This window comes from Pseudomonas sp. CCC4.1 (assembly GCF_035019225.1).
In the GTDB taxonomy this organism is placed as follows: domain Bacteria; phylum Pseudomonadota; class Gammaproteobacteria; order Pseudomonadales; family Pseudomonadaceae; genus Aquipseudomonas; species Aquipseudomonas bubulae.
The window spans coordinates 90,436-110,391 of record NZ_JASJWL010000007.1 but is presented as its reverse complement, the minus strand read 5'-3'; the positions used below and the strand labels follow the sequence as shown (position 1 = coordinate 110,391).

The window sequence follows — 19,956 nt, the reverse complement described above, 5'->3', positions numbered from 1 at the left end:
ATCGCTATTTTTGATAATACCCCCCTCGGTCTGAGAACCAATCTCAATAAAACGATGTTTTACAGTCAAGCCTGATTTGCCCGAGCAATGGGGAATCTGATCGTCGACCGTGTGCAACCCCGTGAAATCCAACAGATACGCTACAGCCCACGCCAGTCATGGCGCGCAGGGAATTCAGCCTTTCCCCGCACACCATCAATACCCGCCCGAAAAAGATCGTGCGCGTTTTTGAAAACACACCGAAACCCACGTTTTAAAATTTTTCGCCCAATGAAACCGGACACTTCACCGCAACCCTCTCCACGACCGTCCTGATAGCCTCAGTGCAACCGCGTTGCACTCGCCTTCAAAACTTTGCATTCTGTGCAATGGCCGATCCCCTGCAGAGCCCCACGGCCCGCCTGGGCTGCAGGTTCGTTTGCACTACATCTGGATTTGCACAAAAAAAGGACGCAAGGCCCGTCGGCGGGAGGGGGATAAGTGCTTTTTCAGATGTTTTTTTATTGTCGTGAGGATTTTCGGACCCTCAATGTCAACCGCCTCCCCGAGAAAGAATTCGTTGCTCCTGGTGCAAGCGAGCACACCCCCAGGACAATCCCGGCCTGCATACATCAGAGGTGAATATATTTGCTCACCAAAGACGAACCTACTCCCAAAGCGAGTTTTCAAAGCGTATAATTAGAGGGTGACGATATTAGACACAAACTTACAGAGAGAAGGTCCGCTAAATTGCGGACCTTCTGCATTTCCCCATCGGCATGAAAAAGCCCGCGCATGGCGGGCTGGCTTGAGGGCATAGCTCTCAGTCGATAAGCAACGCTCTGGCTTCCTCGCGGGACAGGCGCAAGCCGTACTTATCGACCAGAGCACTTACTGCGAACTCATTGCTGGCATAGCCGCCGGTAGCAATCTGCTTTCGGTAGGCCCGCACCTCACACCAACGCCGATAGACCCGGACAAGCTTGTACAGCAGTTGGTGAAGGAATGGAGCCAGCCCATACATCGGCCAGAGGGATGGCGAGACGAGCAGCGTCAGCAGCGTGCAGAGCAGCAACCCAAGGGCCAGCACGACATACCACTGCCGCACATGGGTTTTTTCGTGCTCGATCAAACCAACGTCCGCTGAATATTTAGGCCGTATGCTGATCAAGGGGCCGCGAGTCTCCCCGCCAAACTTATCAGGCATGTCATTCGTGTATTTCAGGATGAAGTAATTCACAGCCACTCCTAACAGTCTTTGCAGTTGGCAAATTCGGGCTCACCCGAAATTTTCAGGTAGGCGTAGGCTTGTTCAAAAGGATTGCCAGCATCGAGACTGTATGGGGCCGAAAAAACCTTTGTATCAAATACCGCATCTTCAGCGGAGGAACGATAAAGAACATGAAAGCCCATAAGATTTTTACCCGTCGAGATGGACAACATATCGACTGTGCAATACGCCTCCATTACCGGAATACCTTTAAAGGTTGTATTTATTTTAAGCGCCATATCTTTCCTCAAACCGGCGAAGTGCCGTCAATTTTAGTGAATTTTGTACCGTCCCAGACCGTCATTCTTTTCGGGGATAAATCTGTACGGTACAAGGTGTACCCTTCATCCGCCGCCACCAGAACGATCTTCAAATAATCGGCCAAGGTATTTGTACCTTTTGTCCAACGTTGTATTTCGATGATGCGCGTCGTGCCTCCAAAGTTAGTGACCACCTTTAGATACTTAAGATCTTGCATATCAAAGCTACAATTACCAAACCCGTCCGAGTGTTCATCGGCATCTTGGTAAGTGGCATTGAACTCTAGCCCGCGCTTCATATAGGCCTTTTTAATCAGCTCTAAGCGCGTGTTGCCAATGCGAGTATCCTGCCGCCCTATGATTGTGCATTGATCGAGGTTGGTACCTTGATAACGCCCGGCGAAGCCGGGAACCAGTGCAACGCCAGTATCGTCAGTAACTTCACAGTTTGTGTACGCCGCCCCCTGATTCAGCAAGTTTCCGACAATACGTCCGACCGGCATGGTGTCCCCAAACGGAACCCGGTTGGGAATGAATGTATTGCAGCCAATAAACTTTGTTTGCCAACCGTTACCCCGGTTAACGAATCCATAACCACCGTTAGCCAGAGAGGCCGGTTGGTTGTAGTCGATCAAACTTGGACTGTCGGCAATGCACCCTACGAACGTGTTTGACTGGCCTTCGTTCCAGAAGCAGGCGAGCATTGGTACAGACTGAGGGATGCCCCCTCGCTCGTACACTCCCCAGTTATGCAAGGCTCCGACCGTGTTGTTATTACCCGTAAACTTTGAGCCGATGGCTGAGCCGACGCACGCACCGGCGCCAAAGTTACCGTCAGATGAAGTGACCAACAGGCCAACAGAGTCTAGATCAGCGTTCGCGGGCTTCCCGCCAAGAATCATCGGTTGATGTACTTTAATTGTCCCAAGGCTCAAACCTGAGCCTGATGTTGATTTAATACCTACAAACAAAGACTCTTCAACGGAAACTTTTTCGTATCCGCAACTTTGTGACCGAGAGAACTCAGCACAAATAACCCGCTGCCTGCCACCTTTTACTCTAAGGTGCCCGCCTCGACCTCGGTAATCTTGGCTAGTCACAGAATTACCGAAGCGGATAACCGCAGCGTTCATTGCGAATCCCGGCAGCGCGACAATGGCCCCATCATTACAATCAAAAATAGTTTTATTATAAACCTGAATCGTTCCAGAAGTTGGGCTGTCACCCAGAAGAATAATTTCAGACTCTGAGTTAGCGGCGGTCGCGGCGTTATAGGCTGGAAGCCAATCCCATGTCGTAGGATCGCTGGGGTCAGCTTTCGATGTAATAAACTTTTCGTATTCCCACAGACTGACTTTCTTTGTGGCCAGGAAGAAGTCGACGGTTCCACGCTTGGCTACGTTTGGAGTTTTTCGTACAGCAGCAACTTCCGTCGCGCCTTTAACAGGGTCGGCAAGCTTTTCCTCAAGCACCCGGACTGCGCTATCTATTATTTCTGATGTTTCCGTCACATCATTACACTGCACCCGCAGCCGATAGTCCCGACTACCCTTCACCACCCGCAGATCATAAATACCATTGGGCGCGGCAAACTGGATAAGGCCTTGCTGATCAGCCACAAAAGGGTTGGCCAGAGCCACGCCATTCGAGGCCTGCAGTTCATTCACCAAGCTCTCAGTGCCCCGCTGATACAAATAGCAAACTGCACCACCGAGGATGTTGCCCTCGTCATCTTGGGCAAAAAAGTTCTTAAGTTCCAAATTAGGCTCCGGTGATGGGCTTCAACTGCCCTGAAAGTTGTGTGCCGGTACCGGCATGACCGGCGAAGCTCGCCGCGTTGGTTGGGACTGGGCTCGATGCGTGCTGGTGGCCAGCGATGTCGGTGTTCATCTGGATAACCAGGTCGATCACGTCACACAGCACCTGCAGCACGTTCACGCTCTCAGAGCCGATCCAGTTGGTGGGGGCCACGCTTTTGCGGACGCCCATGATTCGTTCCACCAGATCGCCACCGATCGTGGTGTTGAGCTTTTGCCCTACGACCAGGTTGAGGTCGCGACCGCTGGCCAGGTGCAGGTCGTCCAGTGCGGCCACGCTCGCGGATCCGCCCGACAGCAGCTTGAGTGCCCCCAGCGCCTCGATCGCCTTGATGCCCCCGACTGACTCCTTCGAGTGGTCATCGATCTCCACTGTGCTGCTCTGGTGGCGTTCGACATTGGTCAGGCTTTCAACCTCCCGATCAACGGACTTGTCACGGATCCGGCCATCGGTCTGGCGTGACCAGTTACCGTCGGCGTCAACCCGTTGCTGGGCGGCTTCGCTGTGCTGCCACACCTGGTCACCCTTCGGCACCTTCGGCAGGCTCAAACCGTGCGGCAGGATCGTTTGGATATACGGCTTGTTTGGCAGACCATAGGCGAAACACACGACCACTTGGGTGCCTTCTTCCGGGAAGGCGAAAAAGCCCATCTCATCCCCGCCCATGGGCATAGGTAGCGGCACACCGGCCAGCACTGGCAGTGCTGGGTCAGGCTCGCCGTCAGCGTCCAGCAGCTCGATGTCCACCGCAAAGCGCGGGCGGAAGTCGTCGCAGATGCCGGCGCTGACCGGGGCATCAGCCACACCCACCACCCGGGCAAAGCGCGGCAGGTGATAACCGCCAGTGAGTTCGGGGAACTGCCGCTCTACACTGCGGCGGATTGCGTCTTCCATCGGATCGCCATGTGGTTGCCGGTGAGCGTCACCTGGGTGATCCGCTCGCCTTGGTTGAAGGATGCACCTGGTCGCAACCCGGGAAGGGCCGCGATCATCGCGCTCTGATTGTTTTGGTAGTCGTTGAACAAATCGACAGGCAGCGGCAGCGGCGATCGGTTACCGAAGAAGCTGTCGACCCAACTGCCCACAAACACTTCGCCGTCGCCCTGCTGCTGCCATATGAAGTCGGTGATACCGAAAACCCGGGGCAAGCTGTCCATGGCCTGGTAGCCGGCAGCCAAGTTGTAAAAGAACGGGGCTTTGACCTTGGCGTAAGCCTTGTCAGGTACGCGAAAGCTCAGCCCGGTTTTCTGGTTGATCTCGGCCAGTACAGTGCTCAGATCGGCATGGCGCAGATTGAGTGGCAATGGGTTAGCCAGGATTGCGGCCAGCTCGCGACAGAACAGCACTTGCTCGATTGCGTTGGACGAGGTGCAGCGCTCGACGTAGCCAATAAAGTGGCGCTGCAGCTGGCTGTCGTTGTAGCCGATATCGAGTGTCACGAGCCCCTTCACCGGCGTCGCTGCTTTGATGGTCAGCGTTGCCCTGCCCGGGGTTCGCAGTTCGAGGCGAACGTCATCGCTGACCAGGGGATACACCACTCCGCCGATGGTCAGCACCTTGTGCAGCTTCATGCTCATGAGACACCGCCCAAGTAGGTATCCAGCTTTTTCAACGTGGCTTCGAACCCAGTCAATTCTTGACCTGCCTCGCCATTTCCGCCCGTACCTGGTGCAGTCACGGACTGCCCCGGGGCACCTTGCTGGTTCACACCCTTCCCGGCTCGGCGCGTCTCAACGCGCTCAGGGTTAGAGAGCTTTTCCGACAGGGTGAACTGCACAAGCCAGGCCCGAAGCGTGTCGTCTTCCCGGGCACTGACGCCGTCAGAGAACTGCACCTGGCGCACGCCAAACGCGGACGCGGTGTCGTTTACGACCCGGTAGGTTTTGAGTTGGCCACCGCTGCCGGTCGCTTCCGCCAGACGCATCAGGTTGCGCAAAAACGTGTCATTAACGAACGGAATCTGCAGCGTGACCGCCAGTGTTTTGGGCTTAAACCCTTTGTGAGCGGAGTCGGTGTTGCTGGTCTGTCCGGACAGATCATCGCTTTCGATTCGCAGGTTGGCGGTGACCTTGAGGTTTTTGCCGCGCACCTGTTCGCCATCGAGCAATAAGGTCATAGGCCCACCAATTCCCGAACAAAGCCCAACCCTTTCAGGGATCCAACCAGTAGCACTCCAGCGGACAGCCCCCATTCGTGACCGGGTGCTTCGCCCTGCAGCAGTTGACGGCGCAACTCGGCGGCATTACCGGGGCCGATCAGGCGGGCGCGCATGGTGTCGTCAGCGGCGCCGCCGGCGAATTGAGACTTGAGGTCGGCCAATTTCTGAGCCTGCGACTGCGCCTGACTGGCTTTGCGCGCGGCCATCTTGGCCAGGTCTGCCATCGGCGAACTGTCCGCGTAGCTCTCCAATGCCGACAGTTGACTGTTCAGGGCTTGGGTGGCGGCCTTGGTCACGGTGCAACGCTCCAGAGGCAGAGCCCCCCAGCGCGGCAGTGTGCCGGCGGTGGGCAATTCCCACTTTTCAGCGTCCAGTGCGAACAGGTTTTTCGCTCGGCGTTCGGCGCGCTGCAGGTCTGGCGTGGGCAATACGGCATTGAATCGGGCCAATGTCGCCGCGAACTTGTCGTACCGCGTGCCAAGGAACATCACCACTAGGGCGTATTGCGAGCCCGCCGGGCGGCTGTCGTCACCGGTATCTTCAAGCTTCTCGCCCAGTTGCTGCAGCAAGTTAGGCGCAGACAGGTAGCGCTGATAGCCGCGGCCCTGCCCCACTCCACTTTGAAACGGGGTCACCACCAGGCAGGCCGGCACTTCGCCCAGGGCATCGCTCAACCTGGCACGACCAGCAGCGACAGCAGCTTCTGCAGCGGCGCCAACCGGCCCCGGTGAGGTCGTGGCCAAGTCGGCCAGACCCTCAAGACGTTGCCCGGTGCTGACCAACTCGCTGCTGGCCAAACCTTTGGCGGCATCGAGGTCGTTGAGCCACTGGGTGGACTGCTCCGGCCAGCGCAGGATGATGGGTGCCCAGGTCATATTGATGTTCATGGCAGTCTCAGCACCTGATACAGGCAAGGAAGGCGATGTTTTTCGAGCGCGTTTCACTGCCACCGGTGGCGGTGATGGTGATGGCATGCGAGTGGTCGCCACCGGAATTTATGGTGATGTTGTGCGCATGCGCGCCTGACTCAGTGGTGGTGGTTATTAAGTAAGGGGTATCGGTCCCGTTCAGTGGGTTTCGTGGCTCGCCTGGAGTGCCAAAGTCCGCCCCATCCGGAGTGAGGTTGCCATGGTGGATGTTGTGGGTATGCGCGCCCTGGGTATCGCTCGAAGCCGTGTGTGTATGTCCGCCAGCTCCGGCAGAACTGCCGGTGTGGTTGTGGCTGCGCATATCGTCAGGCTGGTAGCTACCCAGAACACGGCCGACATCGATGCCCCGGCCATCATCCAGAAAGCGAGGATGGAGTCCGCGTGCGTCAGGCACATTGAAAGTGCTAACACCATCACCCGCACCGTACTTAGTACCGATTTTGGCGAATAACTTGGCGTAAACCGTACGGGATTTCGCATCGCCATTGGCACGCAACGACCTTGTCGGAGGGCTGTCCATCGCAACCGTGAAAATTTCCCCGACTGCTTCGTCAGCAATAAGCTCGTGCAAGGCTTTGAGCGCCTTGGTCGTGGCCAGAATCTCACTGCTGTCAGTGCCCGGATCGTCGCTTTTGGCGTTAGGTAGATTGCCCAGGCCTACGTCGACCTTGGTCGTGGCCCGGGCGCGCAGGTTCTCGTAATCCCCATTTCGTGCCGCGAAGTGTTTCACCAGGGCGCCGGTGATGGGCTCGCTTTGACGCAGGTCGGTGATCTCTCCCGAGATCGCAACGCTGGCCAACTCCACCACGTAGTGGGCGGTCCCATTGCTGTCGATGTAGTCCGTTTTGACCTCATCAAAGACCACTTTCCAAGTGGCTACCGTGCCGTTACCTTCCCGGGCCAGTGAGACGTCAAGCCAGGATTTGACTGGCAACGCCGGCAGTTGCGCATGAACGGGCTCCACCAGATCGACACGAATCCCTTCAACGTAGGCAATACCCGCTTTGACCTGGTACAGACCAAAACTGCGCTCCATCTGAAGGCTGTCGGCCAGGAAACACACACGGCCAAACACGTCACGATTGCTCAAGCGCTCGCGCAGATCGATGCCGTTCAACCGCACCGTGAAGTCGTGCTGCCAGGTACTGGCGTCGACGGTGATGCCCGTCAGCGCCTGGGCACCGTTGAACTCCACCAGGAAGTTGCGGGTAACGTTGTTGCCGATCTGCAGCGGCGGAATGTTCTTGCGCTTCTGCTGCACCGGAACGGTCGCAACCGCCAGTAACTCACCACCGGCGGCTTCCAGACCGATCCAATTGAAGTCCCAGTCACCAACGTCTGAGCCGACCATCAGGCTGTAGATCACCTGGTTGGGGCTGACATAGCCTTTGCGGTCGTAGACTTTGGTGAAGACGATTTGAGCCACCGGCGGCTTGCCCGCTGCTCGATCGACCGGGGCGTTCGGATCAAGGCCAGGCACAAGGGCCAGAACGAAGCGAGCAACCTCAAGCTTCTCCCCAGCGCCTTGCTTTTGGGCAATAAGACTCTCGCCGGCAAGGGTAATGCTAGCTCCCATGGGTGCTCCTAAAATGGGTCATTCAAAAAGGTGAGAATCGCGAGCTCGTTGATCACGATCAGGCGGCTTGAGCTGTCGTCCAGCGTGGCAATCAGGGTCTGCTGGTCGTCGTTGAAGTCAGCCACGCCGATGTTCAATTTCACTGGGGTGATCGTGACGAAGTCGTACCGCCGGCAGGTGCGGCCGTATTGCTGCATCAGCACACGCAGCAACACCGGGTTTTCGCTCAGTTGTGTGTCGGATAGATGCAGCAGCACCACGTCCCAATCGAGGTCCGGCAGGCGCTCCTGGATCTCCACATAACCGACGCCCAGGCGTTCAAAAATGCGAACCATGCCGGCGGTGCTGCCCGCGTCCACGGCATTGATAAAGGCGTACTTGACCCGCAGGCGGTACAGCTTTTCGGGCTCACCGTGGAAGCGCTGAATGTCGCGCTGCCAGGCCAACAGATCGAGCACGCTCAGGTGGCAGGTCTCGGCGTCCATCTGCAGCAGCGGCCAGTTCAGCCAGTTCTCGACCTTGCCCCACCACGCTTGTGCGGCGGCTTTGAGCTTGGCCAGCTCCGGCCCGTCGAGCCAAAAAGGCAGGCTCAACTTAAACATTCAGCTCCACCTCAACCCCGGACAGGCGCGGAATGGTCAGCTCTGAAAGAATGTCGACGTTGTCGAAGTCCAGCGACTCGATACCCGAGAATTGTTGATGCAGTTCCTCGCCCAGGCGGCTGAAAGAAAAGCGCGACTGCGGGTGAGTCAGCGTCGGCTGGTAGTCGCTGGCCGTGCTCTCGCGGAACGCGGCACGGATAAACAGCTCGATGTCAGATTTAAGCGCTGGCCAGCGCTCGGCGCCGACCTCAGCCTTTGGCCAGACCGTCACCCGCACGGTGTGCAGCGTGGCGGGCATCTCCAACACCAGAAGGTCATCACCATGGCCATGGTTGCCCTGGTCACGGATATAGCTATTGATTACAGCCAGGAAGGTGTCCGCCGGCGAATCCGCCTCGAACAGCACAAAGGCGTTGGCACTGCCGGGGCCCCGGGGCGCGTTGTGCTCAAAATAAACGCCATCCGGCTGCACGCCCGGGAAGACCGAGATCATGGCGCGATAGACCGCGTCGGTGTGCCACTGGTTGACCGCCGAGAACTGGTTACGCACGCGCAGACGCAGCTCGTCGTCGGGCTCGGTGTCGGCGCCGGGCTGGGTCAACCAGCTGTCAGCATTCACTACCTGGACCACTCCGGGCACCGGTTCCGGCAGAATCGAAAAGTAACCTGGTGCGAGATTGAATCCGCTGCCCGCCTGCTTGGCGCGGGCCAGTATGCGGATCTGCGACTCGCCATCGGCAAAACTGACCGCAGCCACCGTCACCAGCTCGTACACATTGCCGTTGATCGCAATCGACTGCACGCGGGTACCGGCGGGCACTTCCAGCAAACCGGCCAGCGCACTGCGGGTGAACAGAAGCAAGCCCTCGGCCTTGGTCGCAGGCTTGCGGGTAACGTTGACCGCCCAGGCCAACATATCCAGCCAGGCACCGGTGGCGGTCTTTACGAAAAAATTCGGCAACACAGTGCCGGCGATAAAGTCGATCAGCCACATCACGGGCTTGGTCACCAGCGCGGTGATCACCCGCCAGAACGGTGACCAGGCACTGGTATTACTCAACTTGCTGCCCTGGGCGACAACTTCCAATTCCCAGGCCGCGCGCAGTTTGGCCTCGGTAGTTGGTATCCCGGCGTCACTCAGCGCCTTTTTAAAATCAACGTCGCTCAAAACACCACCTCGACAGATCCGAATTCGACGGTTTTGGCCGCCAGCAAGTACCTGCCCTTTTCCTCTTCAGTGATCTGCACGGTGCCTGGTACCAGGCGCACGTCCGTCTCCACCAACAGCTCCAGTTGCTGAATGCAGTCAGCTCGGCGGAAGCGATCACGCTCGGCTACCAGGGTCACCAGCAACCCGCTTTCGCGGATCATGTGGCCGATGTCCTGGGCGATGCTAGTCCGATCGTCCACCAGCAAAGGCTGGTTTGAGGGATCCAGGGTCAGGTCGTTATGGGTGATCAACAGATCGATATAGAGGCTCATCCGCCCACCGCCATGGCCATCATGTTTTCCATCTCCAGCGGGCTCATGGGCTTGGCCGTGTGGATCTCTACCTTCTCCACATGCGTTCCCTTGTTCTGGCTGCTGGTGTTCTGAATGCTGGTCAACAGCCCACCAGGGGGCACAGCCGAAGCGCGTGTGGGGGAAAGGCTCGGAATCGCTGCGTTGATGCTCTGCTGGACTTTCTGCGAGCGCTCGGCCTGCTCACCAGCACTCATGGCGGAAGTAGCCCCCGGGATCTCCGGCATGGAGCCGAGACTCGCTTCGATATTCACACCGGGAATCTTGTTCAACATCTCGATCAGGCCATTGATGGCCTTCTGGAAAATCGCGACGATGCCGTCCCAGGCGGCTTTGGCCATGCCTGACCAGCCGCCCATTGAGCCGAACCAGTCCGACAGCGCGGAGAGCTGGTCACTGACCCACTTGAACGCGACCGTGTTCATCAGTGCGCTGCTCAAGTCATCCCAGTAATAGATTGCGGCGCCGACGATCGCGACCAGGGCGACAATACCCGCGATGATCAGCCCCACCGGGTTGGCGTACATGGCAGCGTTGACCAGCCAGATCGCGCCCTGCCAGAGCAACATGGCGCCTTTTACCAGCCCCATCCACGCCACCATCAGGATCATGCCGGCGACAAACGCGGTGACCATGACGGCGTGGTACAGGAACATGGCAATGCTTTTCCAGCCGGTCCACGTGAGCACCTGCCAGACGACGACCAAGGACAGCCAAACCATCTTGCTCAGCCCGACGAGGAACGTCATAGCCGCCATCGCCGCCGTAAGCCCCAGTATCGTCAACACGGTGATGCCAACCACACGGGTGATATTTGGGAACAACTGAGTCCAGCGCGTCAGCGTGCCTGCGATACCGACCAGGCGGTCCATTAAAGGCGCCAAGATCGGAATCAGTGCCTGACCGAACGCAATGCGCAGTGCTTCAACGGCCTTCGCAAACTGTTGCCACGGATCCACCATGGCCTTGGCCATGTTCGCGGCGTCCTCCAGCCCACGGACTTGGCCCAGCTTATCCAGGCTGCTTTTGAACCGATCGGTGTCTTTGGACAAGGCGGTGATGACCCGCGCCCCTTCGCCGCCGAAGGCCTCGGTCAGCTTGGCCCCGGCTGCTGCGCTGTTCAGGTCGCCAAACTTGCCCTCAAGCTTGGCCAAAATGTCGGCCATCGGCATCAGTTGGCCGTTCTGGTCGTTGAATTTCATCCCCAGCTTTTCGGACGCTGCGCCGATGTTCTCGAAAAACGACTTATACAGACCTCCGGCGTCACCACCTTCCATGGTGCTGCTCAACGTACCGATCACCGCGAACTGTTCGGCCAAGTCAACGCCGGCCGTATTCGCGATCTGGCCAACTTCCTTGAAGGCATCCTTGAGCTGTGCGCCGTCCGTACGGAACAATTGAGCAGCCAGTGCCGTCTGGCCGCCCATTTTCTCGACCCATTCGCTTTTGCCCATGGCATCCGCCTGGGTTTTGAACAGGTTGTACATGGTGCCGACGTAGGCCCCCATGGTCTCGGCGTCGGATTTGGTCGCCTTGGCCAACAGGTTGCTGGTGTTGGTGAAGGTGGCCAGCTGTGAGCCCGTCAGGCCTTTGATGGCGCCCTCGATGCTGTACGCCGAAGCCACAAAGTCCCGGGCGTTTTCACCGTAGGCCACGGAGAACTCCAACGCCTTCTGATTCAGCGCGGTCAGCGCATCCTCTGCTACGCCCAGTGAACGGACTTCGCCCAGGGCGCGGTTCATCTCCAACGCCGGTTCCAGGGACTGGCTAATCGCAACACCCGCGCCCACCATGCCCGCGAGCCCAAGGCCCATGGTCTTGATGTTGTTTTGACCTTGCTCTGCCAAGTCCGAAAAGCTGGTTTTAACCTTGCCTAACGGCGCGGTGATCTTGTCGGTCAGGCTCAAGATAAAGGCCAGGCGGGCGCTGCGATCTGCCATGTGTCGTTACCCGTTCAATGCAAGAGCGATGGCGTTGGCCACCGCGATTTCCATGCGTTTCCAGTGTTCGTCTTCCAGCCACTTGGCCGTGCCCATGTTTTCGATCGAGGGTTCTGCCCCGGGCAGCCAGCGGTTGGTCAGGGCCATCAGTTGGCCCAGTCCGTCCTCGCTCAGTCGCTCTGCGTGTTCGAGGGCTTTTTTACGATGATTTCAACGTCTGGCCCGTACTCTTCCAGCAGCGCACCGGCCAGCTGCATGACCATCACCGGGTTGACCAGCAAGGGTTTCAGCGTGGCGCGCTCCTGTTGGTCGACGGTGTTGACCAACAGGTTGTTGGCCGGCGACACCTTGTTGTTGGCAGTCAGGCCATTGAAATACTTGGTCACGTCCTGCGGGGTCAGGGTGAAAGTGAATTCCTTTTCACCAATTTCCAGGGTGATTTCGCGGCGTTCAGTCATCGTTTTTATCCAGTCAGGGTTGGGGTAACGGTTAACGCAGGCAGATCCTGCGGACGTGGTCTTGCAGGCCCAGGATCATTTCTCGACTCAGGGCGAGTTGATCTTTGAGGGTGAAATAATCCGGTCGAGCGTCTGTTGCGAGTTCGGCGGTGCCTGCATCAGCCACGCCGCCGGCGCCGGTCTGGTCGGGCTTGGGGCTGCTGCAGGTAGCTTTGACGCGCAGCCGCTGACGGCCATCGTCAACAGCACGGCGCAGATCATTGTTTTCAGACAGTGCATGGTTCAGTGCCTCGGTTCGGGTACGGTCGTTTTCGTCGCGATCAGCCAGCATTTCGCCGCTGATACGGGCCGCTTCGCGCAGACCGGTCACCTCAAGCTGGGCGATGTCGCGCTCGCTGCGTGCGGTGTCGCGCTGCCCCTCTATGAGGTCAAAGTAGGTCCACGCAACCAGGACCATCACCAGGGGAAACCAGCAATCGCGCAGCATCACAAACCCACCTCGCACAACTCACGCTCAGCGGCGCGACGATTGACCAGCCCGGCCAGTTGCTTGCCACCGGCATACACCCAACGCGACAGCTGGGCACATGCGCCCCTCACGTCGCCGCTGTTCAACAGCCGCAACAGTGTCGAGCTGGAAAACTGCCCCTCACCGACGTTGTAAACAAACGACCCGAGGGCAGCGCGGCGGGTATCAGGCAGCGGAACACCCACCTGGCGATCCACCGCGGTCAGTGCGATACGCAATTCACGCTGCAGCAGCTGGTCGCATTGCCCCGGTGTGGCCCGATCGCTCAGCTTTACGCCCTGGGTGACGCCTTCGCAGATAGTGGGAATGCCCACCGGATCGAGGTAGGCCACCAGTGAGCGACCTTCGAACCAGGTAACCAATGCGCCGGTCATGCCCAGCACGCCCGTTAACGCACCAATGACGATCTTATTGCGCAGGCTCATGGCTTGCCCTTCCAGTCGCGCAGCATCTGGCGGTATTTAGGGACCAACAGAAATATCTGCAGCACCATGTAAAGCGCGGTCAGCATGTAGGCAACTGCCGACCAGTCGACGGCACCTGTCGCACCGGTAGCGGCTACGCCGATTGCCGGTGCCGCCTTGGCGAAGGCAATGGCAGTGTCCTGAGCGGCCTGATTTGTGCTCATCGGAGAACTCCTTTCTCAAAAATGGTCTGGCATGGCACGCAACGCAGGATCCCGCCCAGTGCCTGGCGTGCTGCAGGAATTTCGCTGTCACAGTCCAGGCATTCACTTCGGCTTGGCCCGATCGGGCGCGACTTGGCCAACTGGGCGGCAATCGCCTGGTCGCGTTGGCGTTGCTCCGTGGCCTGGGCGCGATCGAACGGGCAAGACATCAGCGCAAGCCCTCGATCTCAGCAGCGGCCAAGTAAGGCACGCCATTGATGCGGATAAAGTCCGGGCTGGTGACGTCAAACGGCACCTTGTGCTTGGACGTTTCACCGCCTTTCTGGCTAATGCCTAACAGGCTCGAGACTCGCAATTTGCAGCCGAAAGCCTCGACACGCAGCTCCTCGTCGCCGGCTTTGGCAAAGAAAACGGTGTCGAAAGGATCCAGCCCGCGAAAGCTGCCGGCAGAGCGTGCTGCTTCGATCAGTAGGTTGAAGTTGCTAGTGGTGAACTCCATTTCTCCGCTAGCCGAGACGTCGCCGTCTACGTGACCATCAGGAACACCCTTGCTCTGTGCCACAGCGGTGTTGTCCGTGATGTCGAGGGTGCAGTTTTCAACGTGAACGAGCAGATCGCCCAGGTTCACGTCAAAGTTCTTGCCGCCAATACGTGACATAGGGGATTACTCCGAATCGTCGGTGGAAAGGTCGAGGGCGATGTTGGCCGTCAGGTCTTTCGGGCAGTCGATCGGCCGGATCTTGATGTAGATCTCGACCTTCTTTTTGCTGAGCCATACCAGGACGATGTCGCCATCCTTGGGCGTCTCGATTTCACCTGGGAACACCTGGCCGGCGAACGTGGCGGACTTGGCCATCTGACGCAGCGGCTTCATAAACGCACTGACAGCAGCAGTCATGCTGTTGGGGGTGTTGTTGAGTCGGCGATCACCGACGCGGCGAATCAGCAGCGGGCGCACCTGACGTGCGGCTTTGTCAGCCAGGCGCAAGTACTCCACCACCAGGAAGTCACTGTCCGGCGCATCGAGCATGTTGCCGTCGCCCCAGAACACGCCCGGGTAATCCGGATAGGTCTGTGAGACCGAGAAGCGCGCCTTGTCCAGCTCGGCACGGATCGCCGATGGCAGCGGCACTTTGTCGAGGTCGATAGGTACGGGGCCCAGACCTAACAGAGCGCCGGACGCCACACGCATGGGGGTGTCGGCAATGCTCACGGCAGCATTCGCCAAACGACCGGCCAGTACGCCCAGGTCATTGCCGTGCAACTGAGGCACGACCAAGACACGCGGCGCGGCAAGATCTGCGGTGATAGCCCGCTGCTCGACCAGGTACTGATCCCAAGTCTGCAGCGGAGTGATACCGGCACTCGCCGCCATCACGAAAACCCGACGGCCATAAATGTTATTCAGCTCGATTGCCGCGTCATGCATGGCCGACAGATCTGAGCCTTCCTCCACCGGCGTGGTGATCACCACGCCCTCGACCGAAAACCCCTGCTGCTGGGCATTCTCCAGCGCTTCGGACCAGTCGCCATTGGCTGCAATCGGCGCTGCCAAGCAGGCCCAGCGATCGCCACCGTTCAATTTGGCGGCAGTGATCTGGGTTTTCAGGTCACTGGCCGGAAGGCCCAGCGAGACGTCCAGATCGCTGTCGTTGTTTAAAGGGATCAGCGAGCCGACGCTCTTAGCGCCGGTGCCGATGAAAAGGAAATAGCGTTCGATCTCAGTCACGGCACCCTGGCCCAGATTGAGATTGTTAACGCTGACTTTGCCGAGTGCCATGCAGTGCCTCGCTAGCGGGGTGAATTAAGGATTTGTTGAAAGACCTGGTTAACCAGATCGCTGGTTTCGTTGCCGCTGCTCACACCGAGGAACTGGCGTTTTGGCAAGGTGATGTCCCAGCTTTGCGCGCCCGACGACTCGGTTCGTTCATCGTTCAAAATGCGGATTAACAGACCGGCCTTGGCGTAATTCACATGTTCTTGAATCCACGCTACCGAGGGCCGAGTCAGTGTTTTTTTGCCTTTCTGCCGGGTGCGAAACCCCAGACGACGCAAGCGCTTGGCTTGTTTGTCCGTGCAGGCGATACCGGGCGGGACTTTGTTCCAGCGGCGCATTTGTGCCGCGGTACGCCGCTCGCTGGCCCCGTTGTGCTGCTGAGATGCAACCCATCGAGTCAGGGCGTTTTTCCAGCCCAATTCCGCTTCGTCGGAGCTGACACGGGTGACCTGCAGCAGCTTGGCCAACCCGGCTTCCATCTTCTTTTTGCCCTTGGCCGACCCCTTGCGCTCAGCGAAGGGGGTGCCGTCCAGGTTCTGCTGCTCACGCACACGCTTACGGCTCATCGAGCGCACACGCTTGGTGACGTTGTTCAGTAGCCGGCGGCGCAGCTGGGGCGGCAGCTCAAGCAGGGCCAGTTGGGCGTCAACGCTGAGCAGCCCCCTGACATCGAGGTCGAGCGGATTAGCGGCCATTGCTGCCCACCTCGCCGTGCTCGGCAATCCAAAGGTCGAACGGGACAAACGCCCAGGTCTTACCGAAGGCCTCGATCTCGCCGGCTGGATCCTCGGCCAGGTACTGCGGCTCGTTGAACTCCAAGGTGATGTCAACATCGGCCAGGTCGTTGTCGAGCATGCTGATGTCGAACTTCGGCGCCGGTAGTTCGTCGCGGTCTCGACTCGGGTCATTGGCTTCAAGCCAGCTCCCCACCAACGCCATCAGACGCCCCGGGTGATCGGCGAAACTCTCAAGGACAATCGTCGCGCTGTAACGCATATCGCCCATGTGCAGACCGCCAACGTCGGGTTTCCAGATCAGATCCAGGTTCACCTGGTTGGTCCAGCTGTCGAGCAGCTCGGGCAGGACCAGGCGGCGCTCGATCAGGAACGTGGTAAGGGCTTTGAGTTTGATCACAGCAGCGCCGCCGTGATGCGGCCACGGCCCTGCAGAGAACGAACACACTGCTGGCTGAATGCGAGGAAGGTTTCCGATCGCTCAGGCAATTCCTTGCCGGTGTTTTCGGCACTTTCACGGCGGGTGATAGTGGCGAACTGGGTCAACAGGTTGGCTTTGGCGCGGCAATACACGGCGCGCTTGTACGTCGCTACGTGAAATGTGCGCTCCGGCAGCACCGTAGGGTCAGCAGATTCCACGCTGGTGACACCAGCGTCCTGCCATCTGACTTTGAGCCTGGCCAGATCTTGATTGACCTCGGTCATCGCCGTGGTCAAACCGTCGACCAGCGTTTCGACCAGGTATTCCCCTGGAAGGCGATAAGCCTCCTGGAACTGAGCCAGTGAGAAATTCGGCCAAAAACCGTCATTCTCAATCTGGCGTTCCGCAAACTTGGTGGGGTTACCTGAAAAGCTCATCGCTGGCCGCTCGAATAGGGCGGGAAAACTGTTTGCAGTGGGTCGACGGCCATAAATGGCTGACTCACTTCGACAGCTTCCCGCTGGGGGGGGTAATTCGGTTATTCGTTTGGTTGTTCTTAAGCGGCTTCGGACTCTTGCTTGGCCAGTGCCTTGCGAGCGCCTTCCAACTTGGTGCCTACGCCGATCGAGTCATACAGCTGCGTGGCACGCTCCAGGTGCTTGATAGCCACCGGCCAATCACGACGATCCATTGCCAAGATGCCGAGCACCTTGTGGTACCGAGCGGGAATGCGTTCAAAGAGCTGCCATTCGCCATCAACCTGGGGCAGTAAGTTGGACAGGTACGGCTCTGGGCTGCGACTGGCTTTGTACTCGGCCTCAGCCCAGTCGATCACCTCATCAGCAACGAAGGTCTGCACGTTGCGCTTGAAGCGCTCCGGCAACTCTTGCTCCTGCTCCATGGCGAAGCTGGCGAGCTCCAGGCCTGCATCAAACTGCGCGGTGTCGAACAGCCAGACCAGGACTTGCATCATTACTGGGTTCGGGAAACTCAATCCGGAATCACGGTAACGCTGCACATAGTCCAGGTACTTGGGCAGTAGTTCGTCACGCTTGAGCTGCTGTCGCAGTTCACGGCTGTCGATTGCGCTGACACGCTCCAGATCAACGTTCAAGGCGTCGACCATCAACTGCAGGTGCTTCTTGGCATTTGCTGGGCTGTTGAGTGCGGTGGCAGCTGAATAGACGACCACCTCGGCACTGACGCCGGCAGCCGCTGGCCCTTTGGCGATTGAGCGGCGCTTATGCGCCAGTGCCAGGCTCACGGGGTCACCAGTTCGACGTTCTCGGTCATGGCGAACTTCTCCAATTGCTCGATCACATAGCCTTCATTTCGGCTGTTGTAATCTTCGACGCGGGAGCGGCGCGGGTTGTCGATGGTCTGTTTGCGCCAGCTGGTGTCCTGGTAGTAAAGCGACAGGTTGTCAAAGCTGGTCACAACAACGGTGTCGACTGGAAAGAATGGGAAACTAAAGCTCGGCAGACCGCCATAAGTCGCAATGACCTGAGCCTCTTCAATACGCTCTTTCTCGGTCGGTACGTCGCCTTGCTTGGCGTACAGCTTTGCCTTGTCGGCTGCCAGCAGGTCAGAGCCGATGATCGCAATCAGGTCGCCGCCATCACGCAGGCGCTCATCCACCATTTGCTTGGTGTCATGCACCAGAGCATCGAGATTCGCGTAGTCGCCACCAGCGCCCAGCAAGACTTTGCCTGCTACATCGCCTTCCGTGAGCACTTGGGAAGGAATCTGCTCACGCGCAATTTGCAGCCAACCTTTGTTCACGTCCTGGAGCATTGGGAAGGCAGCGATATCGGTCTGCGGCGCTGCGTGAGTCCCGTGGAAACCGACCATGATGCGGTCCAGTGCGATCTGTTTCTGCACGGCGGCCGAGTATTTCTGGTGGAAGTCTGGGAATTTGGCCCAGGCATCAATTTTCGCGTAAGGCAGACCGACATCGGATTCGGTGGACGAAAGCTCGTAGGTGTTTGCATCCAGCGCCGAAGCATCCTTGGCTTCGCGATCCTTAGCGGAAGTGTTGGTGCGGCCAGTGACCGGGCCGGAAACACCCAGAAAGACCTTCTGGCCCTTGATTTCCGAAACGCCAATAACGTTGATGCGTAGCAAAAAATCTGACTTAGCCGTGATGGCGTCGTTCAGTTCCTGAGCGATCGAAGGCTCCACGTTGAACATCTTGCGGGCCAGCACAACGCCGTAAGTTTCGGCAATCGCTAGCTGCAGCTCCGCATACATCTTTGCGCCAAAAGCGCTAAGGGACTGAGCCATGTTAGAGCACCCGCTTCTTAGTGTCGGCGCCGGTAGTCTTCGGCAGTGAGCGACCAGCTGAGGTGTTCTTCATATCGTTGAACTCCTTAGTCAGTGCTGCAAATTGGTTGGCCAAGGTCTTATTTGCCTTGCCCTGTTTTTTGCTCTTGAACTCGGTTTCGGCGCTGGTCACTACATCATCGACAGCCTCCTGCACGACTTCGATCAGCGCATCGTCGGGCTCAGGCGCTTCGGCGGCAGCAACCTCGATCACAGAGTCCAGCCCTGCGACGATGATCAGGAGTTGATCGCGCAAGGCCTTGAGGGCCGTGCCGGTGGTTTCATCCATTTCGTTGTTCTCTTCGGTAGTTGTCGGGGAGGAGTCGTCAGGCACTTCGTCAATACCGAAGCGTTTGAGCAGTTTGCTGAACATGCTGAAGACCTTGCCCATTTCGCCGGTTGGCTCTTCTTCTTTCAGCGCGCCGAGAGGCACTGCAGCGGCGTAATGCACAGGCTTACCGGTCTGTCGGGAGAAGTAGAGTTCCTGAGTGCCCAGGCTTGCCGGCGAATCGGTCACGGCCAGACCGGTCAGATAGGCTTTGCCGGTGTTGGCAAAATCCGGAGTAACCTCAATGCTGGTGAACAGTTTTTCACCCTGGTCATTGAGATAAAGCAGTCTCTGGTTTGGCTTCAGTTGGGCTTCCAGCGCTACTTGGCCAGGAGGCAAATCATCGGCGTCCTCAACCAGGCGCACGGCAAATACGGTTCCGTGAGCGCCTGACCAGCGTTCATGCTCGGACCAGATCGACGCTGTATATGTAGCGATGCTGTACGTCTCAGCGATGTCACGCAGTTCCTGGGGAAGGATTACTCGACCATCAACGGTCGGGCCGCTGGTGGCGACACGTTTCCAGAACGAAACAAGGGAACGGGGCATGGGCGTTAACTGCGCTCAATCGGTGATTTGAGCCGCCACGATATGCACCGGAAGACTGCCAAACAAACGGTTCGATTCAGGGTTAACTGTAGAATCTATATCTACGCAGAAAGCAGAAATCACACCCACGTTTCGTGCGTTTTCGCCGCATAGACTG

At 58.2% G+C, this 19,956-nt stretch carries 26 protein-coding genes; all 26 read right to left on the bottom strand.

What is annotated here, in order from left to right; all coding sequences use genetic code 11:
* Nucleotides 1–802 precede the first annotated feature (802 nt).
* Nucleotides 803–1,219, bottom strand: coding sequence for a hypothetical protein (locus QN377_RS05095; RefSeq protein WP_322212736.1), 417 nt, complete (start codon nucleotides 1,217–1,219; stop codon nucleotides 803–805).
* A gap of 8 nt (nucleotides 1,220–1,227) precedes the next feature.
* Nucleotides 1,228–1,488 (bottom strand): hypothetical protein, encoded by a 261-nt coding sequence (locus QN377_RS05090; protein ID WP_322212735.1) that lies wholly within the window; start codon nucleotides 1,486–1,488, stop codon nucleotides 1,228–1,230.
* An 8-nt stretch (nucleotides 1,489–1,496) separates the two neighbouring features.
* Nucleotides 1,497–3,269 carry a hypothetical protein gene (locus QN377_RS05085; RefSeq protein WP_322212734.1) on the bottom strand — a complete coding sequence of 591 codons (1,773 nt, stop codon included), beginning with the start codon at nucleotides 3,267–3,269 and terminating at the stop codon, nucleotides 1,497–1,499.
* 1 nt (nucleotide 3,270) lies between these two features.
* The gene (locus tag QN377_RS05080) at nucleotides 3,271–4,221 is read right to left on the bottom strand and encodes a phage baseplate assembly protein V (RefSeq protein ID WP_322212732.1); all 951 of its coding nucleotides are present in this window, start codon (nucleotides 4,219–4,221) and stop codon (nucleotides 3,271–3,273) included.
* Nucleotides 4,194–4,904 carry a hypothetical protein gene (locus QN377_RS05075; protein ID WP_322212730.1) on the bottom strand — a complete coding sequence of 237 codons (711 nt, stop codon included), beginning with the start codon at nucleotides 4,902–4,904 and terminating at the stop codon, nucleotides 4,194–4,196. Before QN377_RS05075 ends, QN377_RS05080 begins: the two co-directional genes overlap by 28 nt.
* Nucleotides 4,901–5,443, bottom strand: a complete 543-nt coding sequence (locus tag QN377_RS05070; protein WP_322212729.1) for a DNA-binding protein — start codon at nucleotides 5,441–5,443, stop codon at nucleotides 4,901–4,903. The genes QN377_RS05075 and QN377_RS05070 overlap by 4 nt, the downstream gene beginning before the upstream one ends.
* Complete coding sequence (locus tag QN377_RS05065; protein ID WP_322214108.1) at nucleotides 5,440–6,360, bottom strand: hypothetical protein; 921 nt, start codon at nucleotides 6,358–6,360, stop codon at nucleotides 5,440–5,442. Before QN377_RS05065 ends, QN377_RS05070 begins: the two co-directional genes overlap by 4 nt.
* Before the next feature lie 19 nt (nucleotides 6,361–6,379).
* The gene (locus tag QN377_RS05060; RefSeq protein WP_322212728.1) at nucleotides 6,380–7,990 is read right to left on the bottom strand and encodes a phage tail protein; all 1,611 of its coding nucleotides are present in this window, start codon (nucleotides 7,988–7,990) and stop codon (nucleotides 6,380–6,382) included.
* Nucleotides 7,991–7,998: 8 nt separating this feature from the next.
* Nucleotides 7,999–8,592, bottom strand: a complete 594-nt coding sequence (locus QN377_RS05055; RefSeq protein ID WP_322212726.1) for a phage tail protein — start codon at nucleotides 8,590–8,592, stop codon at nucleotides 7,999–8,001.
* Nucleotides 8,585–9,760, bottom strand: coding sequence for a baseplate J/gp47 family protein (locus QN377_RS05050; RefSeq protein WP_322212725.1), 1,176 nt, complete (start codon nucleotides 9,758–9,760; stop codon nucleotides 8,585–8,587). The genes QN377_RS05055 and QN377_RS05050 overlap by 8 nt, the downstream gene beginning before the upstream one ends.
* Nucleotides 9,757–10,074, bottom strand: a complete 318-nt coding sequence (locus QN377_RS05045; RefSeq protein ID WP_322212724.1) for a DUF2590 family protein — start codon at nucleotides 10,072–10,074, stop codon at nucleotides 9,757–9,759. The genes QN377_RS05050 and QN377_RS05045 overlap by 4 nt, the downstream gene beginning before the upstream one ends.
* Nucleotides 10,071–12,053 (bottom strand): phage tail tape measure protein, encoded by a 1,983-nt coding sequence (locus QN377_RS05040; RefSeq protein WP_322212723.1) that lies wholly within the window; start codon nucleotides 12,051–12,053, stop codon nucleotides 10,071–10,073. The genes QN377_RS05045 and QN377_RS05040 overlap by 4 nt, the downstream gene beginning before the upstream one ends.
* 6 nt (nucleotides 12,054–12,059) lie before the next feature.
* A complete protein-coding gene (locus QN377_RS05035; RefSeq protein WP_165878347.1) occupies nucleotides 12,060–12,200 on the bottom strand; it encodes a DUF6890 family protein in 141 nt (46 codons plus the stop codon).
* 23 nt (nucleotides 12,201–12,223) lie between these two features.
* On the bottom strand, nucleotides 12,224–12,511 hold the full coding sequence (locus tag QN377_RS05030) for a putative phage tail assembly chaperone (RefSeq protein WP_127195797.1): 288 nt from the start codon (nucleotides 12,509–12,511) through the stop codon (nucleotides 12,224–12,226).
* Between the two features lie 31 nt (nucleotides 12,512–12,542).
* Entirely contained in the window at nucleotides 12,543–12,998 is a 456-nt protein-coding gene (locus QN377_RS05025; protein WP_322212720.1) for a lysis protein, read from the bottom strand.
* On the bottom strand, nucleotides 12,998–13,465 hold the full coding sequence (locus QN377_RS05020) for a lysozyme (protein ID WP_322212719.1): 468 nt from the start codon (nucleotides 13,463–13,465) through the stop codon (nucleotides 12,998–13,000). The genes QN377_RS05025 and QN377_RS05020 overlap by 1 nt, the downstream gene beginning before the upstream one ends.
* Nucleotides 13,462–13,668: a hypothetical protein gene (locus QN377_RS05015; RefSeq protein ID WP_322212717.1), complete on the bottom strand. Its 207-nt coding sequence runs from the start codon at nucleotides 13,666–13,668 to the stop codon at nucleotides 13,462–13,464. The genes QN377_RS05020 and QN377_RS05015 overlap by 4 nt, the downstream gene beginning before the upstream one ends.
* A complete protein-coding gene (locus QN377_RS05010) occupies nucleotides 13,665–13,877 on the bottom strand; it encodes a TraR/DksA family transcriptional regulator (protein WP_322212715.1) in 213 nt (70 codons plus the stop codon). The genes QN377_RS05015 and QN377_RS05010 overlap by 4 nt, the downstream gene beginning before the upstream one ends.
* On the bottom strand, nucleotides 13,877–14,326 hold the full coding sequence (locus tag QN377_RS05005) for a phage protein (protein ID WP_322212714.1): 450 nt from the start codon (nucleotides 14,324–14,326) through the stop codon (nucleotides 13,877–13,879). The genes QN377_RS05010 and QN377_RS05005 overlap by 1 nt, the downstream gene beginning before the upstream one ends.
* Before the next feature lie 6 nt (nucleotides 14,327–14,332).
* A complete protein-coding gene (locus QN377_RS05000; RefSeq protein WP_322212713.1) occupies nucleotides 14,333–15,448 on the bottom strand; it encodes a DUF2586 domain-containing protein in 1,116 nt (371 codons plus the stop codon).
* 11 nt (nucleotides 15,449–15,459) lie between these two features.
* Complete coding sequence (locus QN377_RS04995) at nucleotides 15,460–16,140, bottom strand: virion morphogenesis protein (RefSeq protein WP_271351040.1); 681 nt, start codon at nucleotides 16,138–16,140, stop codon at nucleotides 15,460–15,462.
* Nucleotides 16,130–16,579: a phage tail protein gene (locus tag QN377_RS04990; RefSeq protein ID WP_322212710.1), complete on the bottom strand. Its 450-nt coding sequence runs from the start codon at nucleotides 16,577–16,579 to the stop codon at nucleotides 16,130–16,132. The genes QN377_RS04995 and QN377_RS04990 overlap by 11 nt, the downstream gene beginning before the upstream one ends.
* Nucleotides 16,576–17,037: a head completion/stabilization protein gene (locus QN377_RS04985; RefSeq protein ID WP_322212709.1), complete on the bottom strand. Its 462-nt coding sequence runs from the start codon at nucleotides 17,035–17,037 to the stop codon at nucleotides 16,576–16,578. The genes QN377_RS04990 and QN377_RS04985 overlap by 4 nt, the downstream gene beginning before the upstream one ends.
* A 119-nt stretch (nucleotides 17,038–17,156) precedes the next feature.
* Complete coding sequence (gene gpM, locus QN377_RS04980) at nucleotides 17,157–17,864, bottom strand: phage terminase small subunit (RefSeq protein WP_322212708.1); 708 nt, start codon at nucleotides 17,862–17,864, stop codon at nucleotides 17,157–17,159.
* Entirely contained in the window at nucleotides 17,861–18,883 is a 1,023-nt protein-coding gene (locus QN377_RS04975) for a phage major capsid protein, P2 family (RefSeq protein WP_322212707.1), read from the bottom strand. The genes gpM and QN377_RS04975 overlap by 4 nt, the downstream gene beginning before the upstream one ends.
* Nucleotide 18,884: 1 nt before the next feature.
* Nucleotides 18,885–19,799 carry a GPO family capsid scaffolding protein gene (locus QN377_RS04970; protein WP_322212705.1) on the bottom strand — a complete coding sequence of 305 codons (915 nt, stop codon included), beginning with the start codon at nucleotides 19,797–19,799 and terminating at the stop codon, nucleotides 18,885–18,887.
* Nucleotides 19,800–19,956 lie beyond the last annotated feature (157 nt).

Coding starts and splice junctions, on each gene's coding strand:
- QN377_RS05090 (WP_322212735.1), bottom strand. CDS start 1,488: ATGGCGCTTAAAATAAATACAACCTTTAAAGGTATTCCGGTAATGGAG.
- QN377_RS05080 (WP_322212732.1), bottom strand. CDS start 4,221: ATGGAAGACGCAATCCGCCGCAGTGTAGAGCGGCAGTTCCCCGAACTC.
- QN377_RS05075 (WP_322212730.1), bottom strand. CDS start 4,904: ATGAGCATGAAGCTGCACAAGGTGCTGACCATCGGCGGAGTGGTGTAT.
- QN377_RS05070 (WP_322212729.1), bottom strand. CDS start 5,443: ATGACCTTATTGCTCGATGGCGAACAGGTGCGCGGCAAAAACCTCAAG.
- QN377_RS05065 (WP_322214108.1), bottom strand. CDS start 6,360: ATGACCTGGGCACCCATCATCCTGCGCTGGCCGGAGCAGTCCACCCAG.
- QN377_RS05060 (WP_322212728.1), bottom strand. CDS start 7,990: ATGGGAGCTAGCATTACCCTTGCCGGCGAGAGTCTTATTGCCCAAAAG.
- QN377_RS05055 (WP_322212726.1), bottom strand. CDS start 8,592: ATGTTTAAGTTGAGCCTGCCTTTTTGGCTCGACGGGCCGGAGCTGGCC.
- QN377_RS05045 (WP_322212724.1), bottom strand. CDS start 10,074: ATGAGCCTCTATATCGATCTGTTGATCACCCATAACGACCTGACCCTG.
- QN377_RS05040 (WP_322212723.1), bottom strand. CDS start 12,053: ATGGCAGATCGCAGCGCCCGCCTGGCCTTTATCTTGAGCCTGACCGAC.
- QN377_RS05035 (WP_165878347.1), bottom strand. CDS start 12,200: ATGGCCCTGACCAACCGCTGGCTGCCCGGGGCAGAACCCTCGATCGAA.
- QN377_RS05030 (WP_127195797.1), bottom strand. CDS start 12,511: ATGACTGAACGCCGCGAAATCACCCTGGAAATTGGTGAAAAGGAATTC.
- QN377_RS05025 (WP_322212720.1), bottom strand. CDS start 12,998: ATGCTGCGCGATTGCTGGTTTCCCCTGGTGATGGTCCTGGTTGCGTGG.
- QN377_RS05020 (WP_322212719.1), bottom strand. CDS start 13,465: ATGAGCCTGCGCAATAAGATCGTCATTGGTGCGTTAACGGGCGTGCTG.
- QN377_RS05015 (WP_322212717.1), bottom strand. CDS start 13,668: ATGAGCACAAATCAGGCCGCTCAGGACACTGCCATTGCCTTCGCCAAG.
- QN377_RS05010 (WP_322212715.1), bottom strand. CDS start 13,877: ATGTCTTGCCCGTTCGATCGCGCCCAGGCCACGGAGCAACGCCAACGC.
- QN377_RS05005 (WP_322212714.1), bottom strand. CDS start 14,326: ATGTCACGTATTGGCGGCAAGAACTTTGACGTGAACCTGGGCGATCTG.
- QN377_RS05000 (WP_322212713.1), bottom strand. CDS start 15,448: ATGGCACTCGGCAAAGTCAGCGTTAACAATCTCAATCTGGGCCAGGGT.
- QN377_RS04995 (WP_271351040.1), bottom strand. CDS start 16,140: ATGGCCGCTAATCCGCTCGACCTCGATGTCAGGGGGCTGCTCAGCGTT.
- QN377_RS04985 (WP_322212709.1), bottom strand. CDS start 17,037: ATGAGCTTTTCAGGTAACCCCACCAAGTTTGCGGAACGCCAGATTGAG.
- QN377_RS04975 (WP_322212707.1), bottom strand. CDS start 18,883: ATGGCTCAGTCCCTTAGCGCTTTTGGCGCAAAGATGTATGCGGAGCTG.
- QN377_RS04970 (WP_322212705.1), bottom strand. CDS start 19,799: ATGCCCCGTTCCCTTGTTTCGTTCTGGAAACGTGTCGCCACCAGCGGC.